Source organism: Streptomyces asiaticus (assembly GCF_018138715.1).
Taxonomy (GTDB): domain Bacteria; phylum Actinomycetota; class Actinomycetes; order Streptomycetales; family Streptomycetaceae; genus Streptomyces; species Streptomyces asiaticus.
The window spans coordinates 4,539,064-4,555,901 of sequence record NZ_JAGSHX010000006.1; the positions used below are offsets into that span (position 1 = coordinate 4,539,064).

Below are 16,838 nucleotides of genomic sequence, written 5' to 3' on the forward strand. Positions count from 1 at the left end.
AGGGGGCGGCGCGGTGTGATCCAGCGCACGCCAAGAGTTCGCCAGGTCCCTGACAACCGTCAAGATCCACATCGACGTAGAGATGAACAGAGTTCAACCACCTGAGTTTCGGAGTTTCCTCCAACTACCTTCGCGGAACGGGCAGTTCAGGAGGGACGCCAGGGCATCCGGGAGGGAGGGGTGAGCAGTGGCCCCGGGCCCTTGACCCGGCGGAGGATCGGGGTGGTCTCCATGTCCCGCACAGATGTCAGCTCGGCGATACGGGTGGTCAGATAGGTGTAGAGGGCCGGGACATCGGCGCAGACCACGGTCGCCAGCAGATTCTTCGTTCCGGTGGTCGCACATGCGAACGCCACCTCGGGGTGGTTCGCGAGCGTCTGCCCGGTGGCGGCGAGCTCCGACGGCCGTACCGACAGCCATATCGCGGTGGTGACGCCCTGGCTGAACAGCCGGTGGGAGTAGTCGACATCGAAGTACAGGGTGCCGTCGGCGCGCAGATCGGCCAGCCGACGGCGCACCGTCGACTGCGACCAGCCGGTGGCGGCGGCCAGTTCGGCCAGCGGCGCCCGCCCGTCCCCCGCGAGGACGTCCAGCAGTTTGCGGTCCCCCGCGCTCACCGGTCCGCGCGGGCCCTTCGACCGGTCCGGGGCGGGCGGGCGCAGCCGCGCGATCTGCTCGGCCGTCAGCGCCGGGGACTTGTTGACCAAGCTCTGCTCGCCGCCGAAGTACTCATGCAGCACGCAGTGCGCGCTCACCCCCACCACCCGTGGGGTCTGCGGGAGTTTGCGCAGCAGCAGGGCGTCGCTGTCCTGGTCGGACGCCGCCCGTGTCGACGCGGAGACCTCGGTGCCGTCGGAGAGCACATGCACCCAGGAGGTGTCCGGCCGCCGGGCCATCGCCTCGGCCACCGGCAGGGCGGCGTCCGGCAGGCACCGCACCCGGACCATCCAGACCACGTCGCCGACCGCCGCCGGGTCGGTGAGCCCGAGCACCCGGATCGCTCCGGTCGTCCGCAGCCGGGTGTAGCGGCGGGCCACGGTCTGGTCGGAGACGCCCAGCACCTCGGCCAGTCGGCTGAAGGGGGCCCGGCCGTCGAGCTGGAGGGCGTGCACCAGCGCCCGGTCCAGGTCGTCGTACGCGTCGGATTCCACCGCACCAAACTAGTGGCTGTCGGATATCGCCCCCGGATCGGGGCCCGGCTGGGAGAAACGGCCGGGCCGGGGCGACCGTAGGAGCCGCGGGGACCACCCACGGGGCCGGCCCCGCCTCCCTTTGTCGGAATGTGCCGGATCCCGGAGTCAGTCATGCGCAGATCATGGTGGCCGCTTGCCGCCATCACCCTCGGCAACTTCATGCTGTTGATAGACGTCACGATCGTGAACACCGCGCTGCCCCAGGTGGCACGGGGGCTGGACGCGTCCTTCACCTCTCTCCAGTGGGTGATGGACATCTACGCGCTGGCGCTGGCCGCGCTGCTGATGGTGGCCGGATCGGCGGCGGACCTCTTCGGACGGCGGCGGCTGTATCTCGTCGGCCTCGCGGTGTTCGCGATCTCCTCCCTGGCCTGCGGTCTGGCACCGGACGCCGGGCTGCTGATCGCGGCCCGCGCCGTGCAGGGGGTGGGGGCCGCGGCCATGTTCGCCACCAACACCCCGCTGCTGATGGCCACGTACTCCGGCCGCGACCGCGGAATCGCCTTCGGCGTGTGGGGCGGTACGAGCGGGGCGGCCGCGGCGGTCGGCCCGGTGCTGGGCGGGGTGCTGACCGAGTATGTCGACTGGCGCGCGATCTTCCTGGTCAATCTGCCGCTGACGGCGATCGCGGTGTGGATCACGGTCCGCTCCATCGAGGAGTCGCGCGGCGCGGCGGGGGTGCGCATCGACTGGCCGGGCGCCGCCTCCTTCACGGTGTGCGCCGGGGCGCTGACGTACGGGCTGATGCGCGGCGGCGAGGAGGGCTGGGCCGACACCGGCACGGTCACCGCGCTGGTGGCGGCCGCGGTCGCGCTGCTCGCCTTCGTCCTGCTGGAGCGCGGGAAGCGGCAGCCGCTGCTGGACCTGGGTCTGATGCGCCGCCCGACGTTCGCGGTGCTGATGGCGGCGGCCCTGCTGCTCCAGGCGGCCGCCTTCCCGTACCTCACCTACGCCGGGCTGTGGCTCCAGTCGGTGCTGGGGATGAGCCCGGTGCAGGCGGGGCTCGCGGTGACGCCGATGGCGGGCGTCTCACTGGTCGTCGGCGCGGCGGGCGGACGGCTGCTGGACAAGGTCGCCCCCGGGCGGGCGCTCGGCGGCGGACTGCTGCTGGTGGGCGCGGGCGCGCTGGTCAACGCGGCGATGGTGGCCCCGGACACGGACTGGACCGCCTTCGTCCCCGGCCTGGCCCTGGCCGGTCTGGGGATCGGCCTGGCCATGCCGGTACTGGTCTCGGCGGCCCTCGGCTCGGCCCCGCCGGAGCGTGCGGGCATGGCCAGCGGCGCGGTGAACACCTTCCGGCAACTGGGCTATGCGCTGGGGATCGCCGTCCTGGGCACGGTGTTCGCGACGCGGGTGCGGGACATGGTGGACGGCAGCGACACCGTCCCGGCCAGGGCGGCCGGGCAGGCCGCCGAGGCCATCAGCGGCGGCCACGCCGACGCCGTGATCGCCGCCGCGCCCCCGGCCCGGGCGGACGCGGCGCGCGCCCTGGTCCACGAGTCGTTCGCGGCCGGTCTCGACCGCATCTGCGTCATCGCGGGCATCGCGGCCCTGGCGGCGGGCCTGTTGGTCCTCACCGTCGTCCGCGGCGGCCCCGGCGGCACGCCCCGGAAGCCGACCCCCGAGAAGTCCCCGTCGGAGCCGGTCCACGCCTGAGCCGGGGCCGACGCGGTACGACACGGTACGACGCGGTACGACGCGGTACGACGCGGGGCGGGCGCCCGACGGCGCCCGCCCCAAGCGGCATCGGAAGGAGTTCCCGAGCAACGGGATGCATATCCGATCGGGACACGTCTCGAAGCCGTCGAGGCGTGTCTGGCGGATGTCGGCTCCACGCATCTGCGCCATGAGCGAGCGGCTCTGTGATCTCGGCGAGTACATGCCCCATAGGTCCAAGACGAACCTATGGGGAATCGGAGTCATCCCCAGGCCAGGCGGCCAGTTCGGTGGGCGGGGCGCCTGCCCACGGGGCTTCCGGGTGCGAAGTTGTAGGATGACTGGGCAACCGGGTGAATCGACGTGAGGGAGCCGAGAGGATGGCGTTGCGGGCGGCGGGGCGGCGGTCGCTGGTCGACACCGTGGTGGAGCAGTTGCGCGCGCAGCTCACCGAGGGTGAGTGGCGGGTCGGGGACCGCGTGCCCACCGAGCATGCCCTCGCCGAGCAGCTCCAGGTCGGCCGGAACACGGTCCGCGAGGCGGTCCGCGTCCTCGTGCACGCGGGGATGTTGCAGTCCCGGCAAGGCGAGGGCACCTTCGTGGTGTCCACGACCGACCCGTCCGAGGTCATGCGGGATGTGCGGCGCGCCGGGATACGGGATGTGCTGGAGCTGCGGATCGCGCTGGAGGCGGAGGGCGCGCGGCTGGCCGCGCTCCGGCACAGCCCCGCCGATCTGCGGCGGATGCGGGCGGCGCTGGAGTCGCTCGAGGCGTTCGCGCGGGGCGGGGAGCGGCCCGGCGTCGGCCACCACGAGCTGCACGCCGCCCATGACCTCGAGTTCCACACCGCCGTGGTGGACGCCGCACACAATGCCGCGCTGAGCGCGACCTACGGCTGGTTCAGCAGCTCGGTGCGGGACTCACTGGTGGCCTCGCTCGGCGACCGCGAGGTGCCGAGCATCGTCCCCGCCGACCACCGTGCCCTGGTCGACGCGATCGCCTCCGGTGACCCGGCGGCCGCCGAGGCGGCGGCTCGGGCGCTGCTGGAGGCGCCGAAACGCGCCATCGAGGCGCTGCTCGCCACCGGCTGAGGCCCCTCCCGGCGGGTGTCATAGCGCCCGGCCGCCTCATCTCATCACTACGTGAACGGAGTTCTTCTTGCCACGCCCGCACACCCCAGGCCCGGAGGCCGAGCCCCTGCTCGTGGACGCCGAGACGGATCTGCGGCCGACCCCCGAGGTGACCGCCGCGCGGCGTACCCTGCGGGCCCACTCGGCGCTTCTCCTGATCGGCATCGTGCTGGCGTCGCTCAACATGCGGGCCGCGCTCGCCGGGGTTTCCCCGCTCCTCGGCGAGATCAGCGGCCACTTCGGGCTGTCCGCGACCACGGGCAGCCTGGTCACCACCATCCCGCTGATCTTCATGGGCCTGGCCTCGCCCTTCGCGCCCCGGCTCGCCCGGCGCTGGGGCACCGAGGCGGTGCTGCTGAGCGCGCTGGTGCTGCTGCTCGGCGGCATACTGCTGCGGGTGGCGCCGCCCGTGATGGCGCTCTTCGCCGGGGGCGCCCTCGTCGGCAGCGGGATCGCGTTCCTCAATGTGCTGATGCCGGGCCTGGTCAAGCGGGACTTCCCGCACCGGGCCGCCGGAATGACCGCGCTCTACACCACCTCGATGATCGGCGGGGCGACGGTCTCCGCCGCCTCCGCCGTACCTCTGGAGAACGCGCTCGGCGGCTGGCGGGGTTCGCTCGCCTCCTGGTCGCTGCTGGCGGCGGTCGCGGCGCTGGTCTGGATACCGCAGACGGTGCTCGCGCGGCGTGGCACGCACCACGGCGAGCCCGCGGCGACGCCCGTAAGGACGACGTCGGGGGCGGAGCCGAGGCTGGGGCGCTCCGCGCTGGCCTGGCAGGTCACGCTGTTCATGGGGTTGCAGTCGTCGATCGCGTACGTCTGCATCGCCTGGATGCCGACGATCTTCACCGACCACGGCATGAGCAAGAGCGCGGCCGGGCTGGTGTTCGCGTTCAGCACCATGTTGCAGATGGTCGGTTCGTTCGTGGTGCCCACCCTCGCCGGGCGGATGCGCTCCCAGCGGACGCTGGCCGTCGCCGTCGCGGCGCTGATGGGTGCCGGTATCGCGGGCCTGCTGGCGGCTCCCGCGGCCGGGGCGTGGGTGTGGGCGGCGCTGATCGGCGTCGGCCAGGGCGGTTCCGTGGGGCTCGCGCTGACCATGATGGTGCTGCGGACCGGGGACGCCCACACCTCGGCGCGGCTGTCCGGCATGGCGCAGACCTGGGGCTATCTGCTGGCCGCGGTGGGTCCGCTGGCGCTCGGCGTGGTGCACCAGACCACCGGCGGCTGGGCGCTGCCGCTCACGCTGATGCTGGCGGTGTGCGGGGCGCTGGCGCTGCTGGGCCTGGGCGCGGGCCGCGACCGCAGGATCCGCGCCTGAGCGGTCCGGAAGGCGCCTCCCGCGCGCCGCGGCGGCGGCCGTCACGACGACCGCCGCCACCGCGGAGACCACCGGCGGCCGCTCCGCCGTCCCGGCGCGATGGCGACCGTAAGGCGTGCACGGACCGCTGGGCGGCCCCCCCGGGCATCACCTCGCGCGGGTGGTCACTCCGTGGTCACTCCTCCCCCGCGAGGGTCAGCGTGCGCAGCTTGCGGCCCGCGTACCAGGTCGCGGCCACGGTCACGGCGAGCAGCAGGATGACGCCGGTCGCCAGGCCGACGTCCGACGTGATCACATCGCCGTCCGCGACCTTCTGCGCGAGCGCCAGCGCCCACTGCTGCACGCTGAGCTTGCGGGCCCCGGCGACCAGGCTGCCGAAGAAGGTCTCCCAGACCAGGGCGTAGACCAGCCCCGCGATCACCGCGTGCCGGGTCACGGTGCCCAGCAGCAGGAAGACCGCGCTGTAGGCGACGGAGGCCACGGCGGCGGCCACGGCGTAGCCGACGGCCAGCTGGTTCGCGTTGCCGTTCAGCACGAAGCCCGCGAGCAGGGTGGGGATCGCGGAGAAGGCGACGGTGACGCCGATCGCCACGATCAGTTTGGTGATGATGATCGTCGGCCGCTTCACCGGCTTGGCCAGCAGATAGATGACCGAGCCGTCGTCGATCTCCGGGCCGATCGCGCCCGTACCGGCGATCACGCCGATCAGCGGGACCATGGTGGCCATCGCGAAGCCGCCGAGGATCGCGTCGGCCGTGTCGTCGTCCGCGCCGGTCAGCAGCCGTACGGCGAGCGAGATGATCAGCAGCAGACCGGGGAGGGTGAAGAGGATCAGCGCACGGCGGCGGCCGAGCAGGGCCCGGTAGGTGAGCCGCGCGACGGTGGGGTGGTAGAGCGAGGACATCGCTGTGGGCTCCTTTCAGGCCGCGACGAGGTAGGAGAAGACGCTCTCCAGGGACTCGTCGGATGGCGAGACCGTGAGGAGCCTGATGCCCTGGTCACGGGCGACGCGAGGCAGCAGTTCGGTGAAGCGGGCGAAGTCCACCGCCTGGATGTGCAGCCCGCCGTCGACGCCGGTGCTCGCGTCGACCTCGATACCGGTGGTCGACGGATCGGCGATCAGGGCGGCCGCCAGCGCGCGGTCGTCGCTGGACCGTACGAGATAGCGGTGCGGACGGTCCGTCATCAGCCGGCGGATCTTGCGGAAGTCGCCGGAGGCGGCGTGCCGCCCCGCGACGATCACCTCGATGTGCGCCGCCAGCTGCTCGACCTCCTCGAGGATGTGCGAGGAGAACAGCACGGTGCGGCCCTCGGCGCCCATCCGCCGCAGCAGATCCATCAGCTGCATCCGCTGCCGGGGGTCCATGCCGTTGAACGGCTCGTCCAGGAGGAGCACCGACGGCTCGTGCACCAGCGCGGAGGCCATCTTCACGCGCTGGCGCATGCCCTTGCTGTACGTGGCGATCTTCCGGGAGCCCGCGTAGTCCATCTCGACGGTGTCGAGCGCCTTACGGGCGGCGGCGCGGGGATCGGGCAGCCCGTGCAGCTCGGCGTTGGCGATCACGAACTCGCGGCCGGTGAGGAAGTCGTACATCGCCTCCCGCTCGGGGACGATCCCGATGTGGCGGTACGCCTGCTCATTGCGCCAGATCGGGGTGCCGTCGAGGGTCACGGACCCGGTGGAGGGGGCCAGGAAGCCGCCCATCATGTTGATGAGGGTGGACTTGCCGGCGCCGTTGGGGCCGAGGAGCCCGGTGACACCGGGGCCGATGTCCATGGTCACGTCGTTGACGGCCACGACGTTCCCGAACCAGCGGGAGACGTTGTCGATGGCGATCGTGGTCACAGACCGACCTTTCGGTAGCGGCGCATCAGCAGCCCGTACGAGCCGGCGATCAGGCCGAGGAGAACGAGGACGTAGACGAGCCCGGTCCCGGTGCCGGGGCCGACCCCGCCGGGGAAGGAGGAGGTGGCACCGAGGAACGCCGTCTGCACCCCGTCGATGATGGTGATCGGCGAGAACAGCCCGATCCAGCTCACCGGGCCGGTGTTGCCCTGGTCCCAGGCGATGGCCTGGACGGCGGACACCGCGCCGTAGGAGATGGTCAGCAGGGCGATGACGGCGGCGACGCCGAAGCCGCGGCGCGGAGTGAGCGCGGCGACGACCAGGCTGATGCCGGCGAAGAGGAGCGAGAGCAGAGCCACGGAGACCAGTCCTTGTGCGAAGCCCTTCGTCTGATCGGCGAAGTCCAGCTTGGCGAGCAGTGCCCCGGCGTAGAGGATCAGCAGGGGCGCGCCGGTGAGGATGAACAGCGCGGAGGCCATGGCGGCGAACTTGGCCACCACGTAGTCCACCGTTTCGATGGGCCGCGAGAAGTAGAGCGGGACCGTCTTGAAGCGGAGGTCCCGGGAGACGGACTGCGGCGCCTGGGAGGCGGTGTAGAGGCCGATGACGGCCTGAAGCATGATCGCGTAGCGGGTGTACTTGACGGGCAGCTCGTCCGCGCTGGTGGCGATGGCCACCGCGACGATGATCGCGGCGGGCATGCACATCACGGCGAACAGCAGCATCGGCGCGACCTTGGACTTGGCCGAGCGCCCGAGGCCGTAGGCGCCGCGCAGGCTCTGGGAGAAGAGCGAGCGGCGGGCGTAGGCACGGCCGAGGCGCGGGCCCTCGTAGTGGCGGTAGCCGATGTTGTGAATGACGTCGGCGCGCTGCTGGGTCACGGTCTCAGGCGGCATCGACGGCACCTCCGTTCCCGTGTGCGCTGGCGGCGGCGTTCGCGGCCTCCGCGGCGTTCGCAGCGTCCCCGGTCTCCGGGGTGTTCGCGTCCTTGTCGTCGGACCGGAAGATCTCCGCGATGCGGTGGCGGCGCTGCTCCATGCGGACCAGGCCGAGGCCGAGGTCGGCGATGGTGTCGCGGACCGTGTCGTACGTCTGCTCGCCCGCGACGTCGACCAGCAGCACGTGGTCGGAGCCGGGCGACCCGTCGGCGCCACGGCCGGCGGGCTGGACGGTGAGCCCGGCCCGGTCGAGCGCGGTACGCAGCGCCGTGGTGCCGTCCGGGTGGTCGGCGGTGTCGGTCACCTCGACCGCGAGCGAGGCCGTGGCCTGGGTGAAGTCACTGGTGGAGCTGGAGCGGAGCAGCTTGCCGCCGTCGATGACCACGACGTGGTCGCAGGTGCGCTCCAGCTCGCCGAGCAGATGCGAGGTGACCAGGACCGAGATGCCGAAGTCGGTGTGCACGCGGCGGATCAGCCCGAGCATCTCGTCGCGGCCGACCGGGTCAAGGCCGTTGGTCGGCTCGTCCAGCAGCACCAGGCGCGGGTCGTGCACCAGGGCCTGCGCCAGCTTGACCCGCTGCTTCATGCCCGTGGAGTAGCCGCCCATGGGGCGGTACCGCTCCTCGTACAGCCCGACGTGGCGCAGGGTGTCGGCCGTGCGCTCGCGGGCCGCGGAGGGCGGCAGCCCGGACATGCGCGCCATGTGGACGACGAACTCGGTCGCCGAGACATCGGGCGGCAGACAGTCGTGCTCGGGCATGTAGCCGACGCTTTCGCGGATGGCGCTGCCGTCCTTCGCCACATCGAGGCCGAGCACGGAGGCGCGCCCCTCGCTGGCGGGGGACAACCCGAGCAGGATCTTGATCAGCGTGGACTTACCGGCGCCGTTGGCACCCACCAGGCCGGTGACCCCTGGTGCGATGTCGACGGACAGCCGGTCGAGCGCGGTGACGCGGGGGAACCGCTTGCTCAGACTTTCGGTGGCGATCACAGTCACGCGTTCGACGGTAGTGGTGTGAGACACAGGCGGCGTCACTCCAGACGGTGGGATTCGCCTCGTCCTCGGGTCTGACGCGCCCGTAGGGGACAGGCTCCGACCGGAGGGGGTTACCAAGGGTATCCACAGCAGGTCCGGGGGCTTATGCCCGATGTGCCGCGGGGGCCAGCCGGGACCGTGCCCATCCTGGGTACCACGCGGTGAACAGGGCCGGAAGGACGAACCCGGCGAACTGCGCCGCCAGCGCCGCCACCACGCCCAGACCGGCGGAGACGACCACGACCATGGCCGCGGCGGAGAGGGTGAAGGCGATGGACCAGGCCCGGGTGATCACCACATTGATGTGCCGGAACGCGTAGGTGTCCCAGACCTCGGGCGGTGCCTGGCGCCGGGCGATACCGGTGGTGAAGGGCCGCCCGACGGCGAGGGTCGTCCAGGCGGTGACGGCAAGCCAGCTCAGCGCCAGCGCGCCGACGTAGTCCTTGAGCCCGCTGTCGGGGCGGGCGAAGGCGAAGATCGTCAGCGCGGTGAAGAAGGCCACCGTGCTGCAGTCGAGGATGAGGGCGTCGGCGGCCAGGCCCGCCTTACGGGCCCGGATCAGCATCGCGGCCCCCAGCACCAGCCCGGCCAGGGCGCCCCACTGCCAGCCCAGCGTGGACACGATCGCGAGGGCGATCCATGGCAGGAATCCGCGCAAGTAACTCATTTGACCCTACGTGCCCTGCGAGACCGGTCCTATGCCTGATGCGCTGCCCGGCCCATGGATTCCCCTTCGGGCAGGGGGTGTTGGGCACAGGCCCGGTGGAGTCGGGCCTTCCGGCCGGGAACGGGACCGCTCGCCGTCCGGCCGGGAACGGGAACGTCAGAGACCCGGTGCGCCCCAGACCGGGAACCAGCGGCTCAGGTCCTCCTCGATCCGCAGATCGTCCCCGAGCAGCGCGCGCATCTGGAGCTCCAGCGCGTTGTCCCGCTTCTCCACGGCGCCCGGCAGCGGCGCGAAGGGGTAGAAGGTGCCGCGCTTGTAGAGGTACACGAGCGCGAGCGAACGCCCCGCGGTGTCCTGGAAGCCGATCAGCGAGCACAGCAGCTGGGGGCCGAACCCCCCGTCCTGGAGCAGCGAATTGACCGCGTGCAGATCGTTGACGAGCGAGGCCACATCGTCCGGCCGCTGCCGGGCCAGCAGCCAGGTGTAGCCGTACGCGTCCTGGCTGAACTCCACGGGCACCCCGCCCCGCTCCGTGTCCGCGTCCAGCAGCTCCCGCACATCCCGCTGGAGCTGGGAGAAGGCGCCGCCCTCCACGCTCGCGAAGCAGACCGAGCCCCGGCCGGTCGGGGTGAACCCGGCCCCCGCCTCCAGGCTGACCGCGGCCCCCGGGAGCCCGAAGAGCCGGTCGAGGTCGGGGCGCACCGGTTTGCTGCGGCCCAGGATGGCGTCCAGCAGCCTCATGGCTCAGCCCCTTCCCGCCTGGCCCAGCTGGGTGGAGATGCGGGCGAGCTGGTCGAGCCGCCGCTCCAGCGTCGGATGCGAGGAGAACAGCCGGCTCACGCTCTCGCCGGAGAGCGCGGGCGCGAAGAAGAACGCGTTGTACGGCTCGACCTTGCGCAGGTCCCGGGTCGGAAGCCGGGCCATCTGCCCCGTCACCTTGGTGAGCGCGGCGGCGAGCGCCGAGGGCCGCCCGGTCAGCAGCGCGCCGGCGCGGTCGGCGGACAGCTCGCGGTAGCGGGACAGCAGCCGGGTCAGCAGGAAGCTGATCGCGTAGACAACGGCGCTGATCAGCGGGATGAGCAGCACCGCGATGCCCACGTTGTTGTTACGGCTGCCACGGCTGAGCCCGCCCCACAGCGCCGCGCGGGTCATGATGCCCGCCAGCACCCCGAGGAAGGAGGCGATGGTCATGACCGCCACATCGCGGTGTGCCACATGCGACAGCTCATGGGCGAGCACGCCCTCCAGCTCCTCCGGCTCCAGCCGCCGCAGCAGGCCCGTGGTGGCGCACACCAGTGCGTTGCGCTGATTGCGGCCGGTGGCGAAGGCGTTCGGCACATCGGTGTCGGCGATGGCCACCCGGGGCTTGGGCATGTCCGCGAGCGCGCACAGCCGGTCCACCGCGCCGTGCAGCTCGGGAGCCTGCTGCGGGGTGACCTCCCGGGCGCCCATGCTGAACGCCGCGATCCGGTCGCTGAACCAGAACTGCGCCACGAACAGCCCTCCCGCGAGGATCACGATCAGCGGCCAGGCGCCCTTGAACAGGGCGAGCAGCACGCCGATGAAGACCACATAGAGCAGCCCGATGAAGAACATCGTCGTGACCATGCGCGCGGTCAGCCCACGGTCCGGGGCATAGCGGGTATGCGGCATGGGATGCCTCCCCAGTGACGCGACGCCAAAGGCTCTATACCCGATTCTGCCGCTTATCGGGCGATCCGCGCCGCGCGTCGGCGCCCTTTATTCGGCTTGTACGGCTATGCAGCTTGTACGGCGAGCTGTACCGCTTAGCCCGCTATCTGGGCCGCACCCTCCGTGGCGATCTTCTCGAAGACCCCGAGGTCGGCCGCGAAGATCGAATCGGGGATCGGCCAGTGCAGCACGATCTCCTCGATGCCCAGCTCGGCATGGCGTCCGGCGAAGTCCACAAAGGCGTCCACCGAGCTCAGCGGCCCTGTGCCATCCGGGGTGAAGCCGGTGAGGAAGATCTTGTCGAGGTCGTCGGCGTCCCGCCCGGCCTCCGCGCACGCCTTGCCCAGCCGGTCGATCTGACCGCCGATGGCGGCCAGCGAATCGGCCGGGGTGCCCGTCTCGGAGATCTTCGGATCGCCCGTGGTCACCCACGCCTGGCCGTGCCGCGCCGCGAGCCGCAGCCCGCGCGGACCGGTGGCGGCCACCGCGAACGGCAGCCGCGGCCGCTGCACACAGCCGGGGATGTCGCGCGCCTCGTACGCGCTGTAGTGCATGCCCTCGTACGTCACCGCGTCATGCGTCAGCAGCCGGTCGAGCAGCTCGACGAACTCGCCGAACCGGTCCGCCCGCTCCCGGGGCGACCACGGCTCCTCACCGCCGCGCAGCAGCGTCGTCGCGTCGAAGCCGGAGCCGCCCGCGCCGATGCCGAGGGTGATCCGCCCACCGGACACGTCGTCCAGCGTGATCAGCTCCTTGGCCAGGGTCACCGGATGCCGGAAGTTCGGGGAGGTGACGAGGGTGCCCAGGCGCAGCCGCGAGGTCGCCGCGGCGGCCGCCGTCAGCGTGGGCACCGCCCCGAACCAGGGGCCGTCGCGGAAGCTGCGCCAGGACAGGTGGTCATAGGTGTACGCGGCGTGGAAACCCAGCTCCTCGGCGCACTGCCATGTCGTCCGGCCGCCCTCGGACCAGCGGTGGATGGGCAGGATCACGGTGCTCACTCGCATACCGCGAGCCTAAGCGGTGGGTGTGACAACGCCGCACCGAGCCGTCCGATGCCGTACCCGACGCCGCATCCAACGCCGCTCCGACCGTACCGACAGGACGCTTGGCCGGGCCCACCCGAGCACGGTGCCCTCACCGATGAGCGGCATATGCGGGAGGATGGTTGCCGTGACTCCTGCGACCGACCGGCCGAACACCCCGGCCCCAGAGCGTTTCCGCCCCGCCCCGGCCCGGCCCCGGCTGATCGCCACCGACCTCGACGGCACCCTGCTGCGGGACGACAAGACGGTCTCCGACCGCACCGTGGCGGCGCTCGCGGCGGCCGAGCGGGCGGGCATCGAGGTGTTCTTCGTCACCGGCCGGCCGGCCCGCTGGATGGACGTCGTCAGCGCCCATGTGCACGGCCACGGCCTGGCGATCTGCGCCAACGGCGCCGCCGTCGTCGATCTGCACCAGGGCGGGCTGCCGATCGAGGTCCGTCCGCTCGCCACCGACCGGGCCCTCGCCATCGTGGAGGCGCTGCGCGAGGCGGCCCCGGGCACGTCCTTCGCGGTCGAACGCAGCGGCGGGATCTTCTACGAACCGCGGTACCCGCCCTTCCACCTCGACCCGGGCGCGATCGTCGCGCCCGCCGAGAAGTTGCTCCACGACGGTTTCGCGCACGCCGACATGCCGGTCCTCAAGCTGCTCGCCCACCACCCCGAGCTGGCGCCGGACGACTTCCTCCAGCTGGCCCGCTCGGTGGCCGGGACCCACGGCGACTTCACCCGCTCCAGCCCGTCCGCCCTGCTGGAGGTCAGCGGTCTCGGAGTCAGCAAGGCCAGCACTCTGGCCCGGTGCTGTACCGAGCGCGGGATCTCGGCCTCGGAGGTGGTGGCGTTCGGGGACATGCCCAACGACCTGGAGATGCTGATGTGGGCGGGCACCTCGTACGCGATGGCCAACGCCCATCCGGATGTGCTCGCCGCGACCACCCACCGCACGGGCGCCAACACCGAGGACGGCGTAGCCGTCGTCATAGAGCGGATGCTGGCCGGATAGCCGGGACGGCACCGCGAACGCCCCCGGCCGCGGGGCCGGGGGCGTTCGTGTCCGACCGGAGTCGGCTTACCAGAAGATGACGGCATACCCGTTGCCGCCCGCGGTGCCGTTGCTGCCCGTGCCGCCCGGGGCGGTGCCACCGCCCGCGCCGCCGCCGGCGCCGCCGTTACCGCCCTCGCTGGTGTTCGTCGGGGGCAGCTGCACGATGCCGTCGACCGCGTCGCCGCCCTCGCCGCCGAGCGCGCCGGACTCGCCGTTCTCGCCGGTCCGGTTGACCGCGTAGATGCTGTTGCAGCTACTACCCGTGCCGCCGATGCCGCCGGCGCCCGGCGTACCCGGGGCGGTCGTGGCGCCGCCACCGCCGCCACCGCCGGTGCCACCCGTGGCGGTGAGCTGGGTACCGCTGGTGGAGGCCAGGGTCGTCGAGGTGCCGGGGCCGCCGGTCGTACCCGCGGTGCCGGTCGTGGTGCCACCGGGACCACCGGTACCGGCGGTGCCGCCGGTACCCAGGTCCACCGTGTAGGTGGCGAACGGCGCGACCGAGATGACGCACCAGGTGAAGCCGCCGGACCCGCCGCCACCGCCGGTGCCGCCCACGGCGGCGCTGCTGCCGCCACCACCGCCGCCACCGCCACCGCCCGCACCCCAAGCCTGGATGTGCACCGAGGTGACTCCCGGGGGCGGCGTGAAGGTGCCGTCCGCGGTGAACTCCTGCACCCCGTGGAGAACGGTCGGCGGCTTGGGCGGCTTGGGACGGCCGAACCCGGCGGGGTCATCCGCCGAGGCGGCGGGCGACATGGTCAGCAGCTGGCTGGACAGAGCCGCCGCCGTCGCGACGGAGGCGAAGAGGACCCGGCGGCGCGCCCGGGAACGATGAGGAGTAGGGCTCTGGCTGTTCACGTCATGACTTCCTTCCCCGCGTCGGGCCAACAAGCTGTCGCGGAGTGCGAAGGGATACGAAGGACCGAGCGGCCCGCGAGCCTCATCTCACCCACGGTTCAAGTGATCCGCACTCTGACAAGCCGATAGTTGGACCGCATAGGTGAGCGGTTGGGCCGGGCGGGCGACAACCCCCGCGCCACGACGCCCTGTCACCGGCCCAGCGCCGTGTCGAGCCCTTGGCCCGGCCACCGGCCGGTCAGGCTCCGGCCGGTCAGGCTCCGGCCGGTCAGGCCCCCGGCCCGGCAGCGGTCCGTAAAGCACCTTCACTCGGCAACAGGCCCCAGGCCCCTCCCGATTGGCGGCCGTGAGGCCCCCGGCCTCGGCAGTGGCACCTCAGGCCCCTGCCCGACAGCGGCGCCTCGCCCGGCAACGACCCTGTGAGAGACCTCACCCGGCAGCGGTCGCCCAGACCTCTCACTCGGTAGCGGCCGTCAGGCATCCTCGCTCGGCAGGGGGGCCTCCCACGCCACTGTCGTGCCGCGGCCGTCCTCCCCGAGGCCGGGGCCGAAGGTGCTCGATCCGCCCAGCGCCTCGGCCCGCCGTACCAGGTTGGCCAGACCACTGCGCCGACCGTCCGCGGGCACGCCCACCCCGTCGTCCGCGACGGTCAGCCGGACCGCCGGGCGCCCGTCCGCGAGCCGGGCGGTGGTGTCCACGACCACCTCGATCCGCTCGGCCCGGGCATGCCGGAACGCGTTGGACAGCGATTCGCGCAGTGCCGCGACGAGATGGGCGCCGGTCACCGACACGACCAGGTCGTCCACCGGGCCCAAGAAGGTCAGCGACGGCTGGAAGCCCAGCGGCACGGCGGCGGCCCTGACCTCCCGCAGCACCCGGCCGCGCAGCCCGGGTGGCGTCTCGGGCGGGGTCTGCTGCAACGCGAAGATCGCCGTCCGTACCTCCTGAATGGTGGCGCCCAGTTCCTCGACTGCCCGCTCGATCCGCTCCCGTACCTCCGGCGCGTCCGACTGGCGCTCCGCGCTCTCCAGCAGCATCCCGGTCGCGAAGAGCCGCTGGACGACGAGGTCGTGGAGGTCGCGGGCGATCCGGTCGCGCTCCTCGAGGACCGCGAGCCGCTCCCGGTCGCGCTGCGCCTCGGCGAGCACCAGCGCGACCGCCGCCTGCGCCGCGAACTGGGCGGCCAGGGTGCGCTCGGCCGCGGTGAACGGGTCGGCGTCGCGCTCCCGCGCGGTGGCCAGCACGCCGAGCACCCGGTCCCCGCTGCTCAGCGGCACCATCATGCTCGGTCCGTAGCGCCCGGGGACGCCGGTGCCGAGCAGCGGATCGGCGGCCGGGTCCTCGATGAGGACCGGCTGCCCGGCCAGCAGCCTCGGCACGGCCGGGGAGCGGGCCGGAAGCACCGCGCCGAGCAGCCCGGACCGCTCATCGGCGGCCACCGCCACGGCCTTCAGCCCGTCACCGCCGTCCTCCGGCAGCAGCACGATCCCCACCGCCGCGTCCGCGAGCTCCCGGGCCTTCTCGGCGACCACGGCCGGTCCATCCCCGGCGCCGCCGGACAGCACCGCCTGGGTGACGGCCACCGACCCCTCGATCCAGCGCTCGCGCTGCCTGGTGGCCCCCTGGACGCGGGTGTGCCCGATGGCGATCCCCGCCTCGGTCGCCAGCACCTCGACCAGATGCCGATCGGAGTCGGTGAACGGACCGCCGTCCCGCTTCTCGGCGAGGCAGAGGATGCCGAAGATCTCCTCACCGACGCGCAGCGGAACGGTGAGATACGAGCCCGGCGGCTGAGGCGAGCCCGACGGCGGGGACGGGCCCGGTGGCTCGGCGGCCGAGGGCTCGGTGGCCGAGGGCTTTCCGGTGCGGCGTGCGTCGGTGAGCAACTCCCCGCACCGCTCCCGGTCGGCCTCGGTCACGCCGTACGTGACCACATCGGCCAGCCCCTGACCCGCGGCGGCGTCGCCCTCGCTGTGGTGCACCCCGATCGTGGCACGGCGCGCGCCCACCAGCTCGGCCGCGGTACGGACGATCCGGTCGAGGACGGTGTGCGCGTCCGGCCCGGTGCCGAGCGAGCGCATGGCCTCCAGCAGCCGCGGCAGCCGCGCCGTGAGCTCGGTGGACAGCCCCCGCAGACCGCGGGTCGCCTCCGCGGCCACATCCAGGGGATCGGGGGAGGGGACAGCGGCCGCCATGCGTCGAGCCTAATGAATCCCGCAGGTAAACGCCCTGTCGTGAGCGCTGGGCACCGTTTCCGCCGCTTCGGGGTCCCGTAGGACGGCCCACACGGGCCAGGACCAATCCATGCGGCAGCTCATGCCCTGGCAGGCCGCACGCCTATGGCACCGGCGGCAGACGCCGCGGGCCCCGCGAGGATCCGCCGGACAGGCCCTACGGAGTGTCCGGCGGATCTTGC

General features: G+C 72.6%; 15 protein-coding genes. 4 read left to right on the forward strand and 11 right to left on the reverse strand.

Annotated features, from left to right (window positions below; all coding sequences use genetic code 11):
• Positions 1-146: 146 nt before the first annotated feature.
• Positions 147-1,151: an Lrp/AsnC family transcriptional regulator gene (locus KHP12_RS52485; RefSeq protein WP_086879825.1), complete on the reverse strand. Its 1,005-nt coding sequence runs from the start codon at positions 1,149-1,151 to the stop codon at positions 147-149.
• A gap of 153 nt (positions 1,152-1,304) precedes the next feature.
• Between KHP12_RS52485 and KHP12_RS26560 the strand changes: the two genes are divergently transcribed.
• The 3 genes from KHP12_RS26560 to KHP12_RS26570 all read left to right on the forward strand — a co-directional run bounded on the left by KHP12_RS26560 (position 1,305) and on the right by KHP12_RS26570 (position 5,300).
• A complete protein-coding gene (locus KHP12_RS26560; RefSeq protein ID WP_211833846.1) occupies positions 1,305-2,849 on the forward strand; it encodes an MFS transporter in 1,545 nt (514 codons plus the stop codon).
• A gap of 380 nt (positions 2,850-3,229) precedes the next feature.
• Positions 3,230-3,940 carry a FadR/GntR family transcriptional regulator gene (locus KHP12_RS26565; RefSeq protein ID WP_086879823.1) on the forward strand — a complete coding sequence of 237 codons (711 nt, stop codon included), beginning with the start codon at positions 3,230-3,232 and terminating at the stop codon, positions 3,938-3,940.
• Between the two features lie 67 nt (positions 3,941-4,007).
• Entirely contained in the window at positions 4,008-5,300 is a 1,293-nt protein-coding gene (locus KHP12_RS26570; protein ID WP_086879822.1) for a CynX/NimT family MFS transporter, read from the forward strand.
• A 175-nt stretch (positions 5,301-5,475) separates the two neighbouring features.
• On the opposite strand, the gene KHP12_RS26575 is transcribed toward KHP12_RS26570, so the two are convergent.
• From KHP12_RS26575 to KHP12_RS26610, 8 genes are all read right to left on the reverse strand, one after another.
• Positions 5,476-6,204 carry an ABC transporter permease subunit gene (locus KHP12_RS26575; RefSeq protein WP_037957473.1) on the reverse strand — a complete coding sequence of 243 codons (729 nt, stop codon included), beginning with the start codon at positions 6,202-6,204 and terminating at the stop codon, positions 5,476-5,478.
• Positions 6,205-6,219: 15 nt separating this feature from the next.
• Positions 6,220-7,146, reverse strand: coding sequence for an ABC transporter ATP-binding protein (locus KHP12_RS26580; RefSeq protein WP_037957471.1), 927 nt, complete (start codon positions 7,144-7,146; stop codon positions 6,220-6,222).
• Entirely contained in the window at positions 7,143-8,042 is a 900-nt protein-coding gene (locus KHP12_RS26585; RefSeq protein WP_037957469.1) for an ABC transporter permease, read from the reverse strand. Before KHP12_RS26585 ends, KHP12_RS26580 begins: the two co-directional genes overlap by 4 nt.
• On the reverse strand, positions 8,032-9,108 hold the full coding sequence (locus tag KHP12_RS26590) for an ABC transporter ATP-binding protein (RefSeq protein ID WP_244202524.1): 1,077 nt from the start codon (positions 9,106-9,108) through the stop codon (positions 8,032-8,034). The genes KHP12_RS26585 and KHP12_RS26590 overlap by 11 nt, the downstream gene beginning before the upstream one ends.
• A gap of 115 nt (positions 9,109-9,223) precedes the next feature.
• On the reverse strand, positions 9,224-9,787 hold the full coding sequence (locus KHP12_RS26595) for a hypothetical protein (RefSeq protein WP_086879820.1): 564 nt from the start codon (positions 9,785-9,787) through the stop codon (positions 9,224-9,226).
• 156 nt (positions 9,788-9,943) lie between these two features.
• The gene (gene pspAB, locus KHP12_RS26600) at positions 9,944-10,528 is read right to left on the reverse strand and encodes a PspA-associated protein PspAB (RefSeq protein ID WP_086879819.1); all 585 of its coding nucleotides are present in this window, start codon (positions 10,526-10,528) and stop codon (positions 9,944-9,946) included.
• 3 nt (positions 10,529-10,531) lie between these two features.
• The gene (htpX, locus tag KHP12_RS26605; RefSeq protein WP_211833847.1) at positions 10,532-11,440 is read right to left on the reverse strand and encodes a zinc metalloprotease HtpX; all 909 of its coding nucleotides are present in this window, start codon (positions 11,438-11,440) and stop codon (positions 10,532-10,534) included.
• Between the two features lie 134 nt (positions 11,441-11,574).
• Positions 11,575-12,483 (reverse strand): LLM class flavin-dependent oxidoreductase, encoded by a 909-nt coding sequence (locus KHP12_RS26610; RefSeq protein WP_211833848.1) that lies wholly within the window; start codon positions 12,481-12,483, stop codon positions 11,575-11,577.
• Between the two features lie 157 nt (positions 12,484-12,640).
• Between KHP12_RS26610 and KHP12_RS26615 the strand changes: the two genes are divergently transcribed.
• Entirely contained in the window at positions 12,641-13,522 is an 882-nt protein-coding gene (locus tag KHP12_RS26615; protein WP_245010128.1) for a Cof-type HAD-IIB family hydrolase, read from the forward strand.
• Between the two features lie 66 nt (positions 13,523-13,588).
• On the opposite strand, the gene KHP12_RS26620 is transcribed toward KHP12_RS26615, so the two are convergent.
• On the reverse strand, positions 13,589-14,422 hold the full coding sequence (locus KHP12_RS26620; RefSeq protein ID WP_086879816.1) for a hypothetical protein: 834 nt from the start codon (positions 14,420-14,422) through the stop codon (positions 13,589-13,591).
• A 473-nt stretch (positions 14,423-14,895) separates the two neighbouring features.
• Entirely contained in the window at positions 14,896-16,617 is a 1,722-nt protein-coding gene (locus tag KHP12_RS26625; protein WP_086879815.1) for a sensor histidine kinase, read from the reverse strand.
• Between the last annotated feature and the right edge of the window lie 221 nt (positions 16,618-16,838).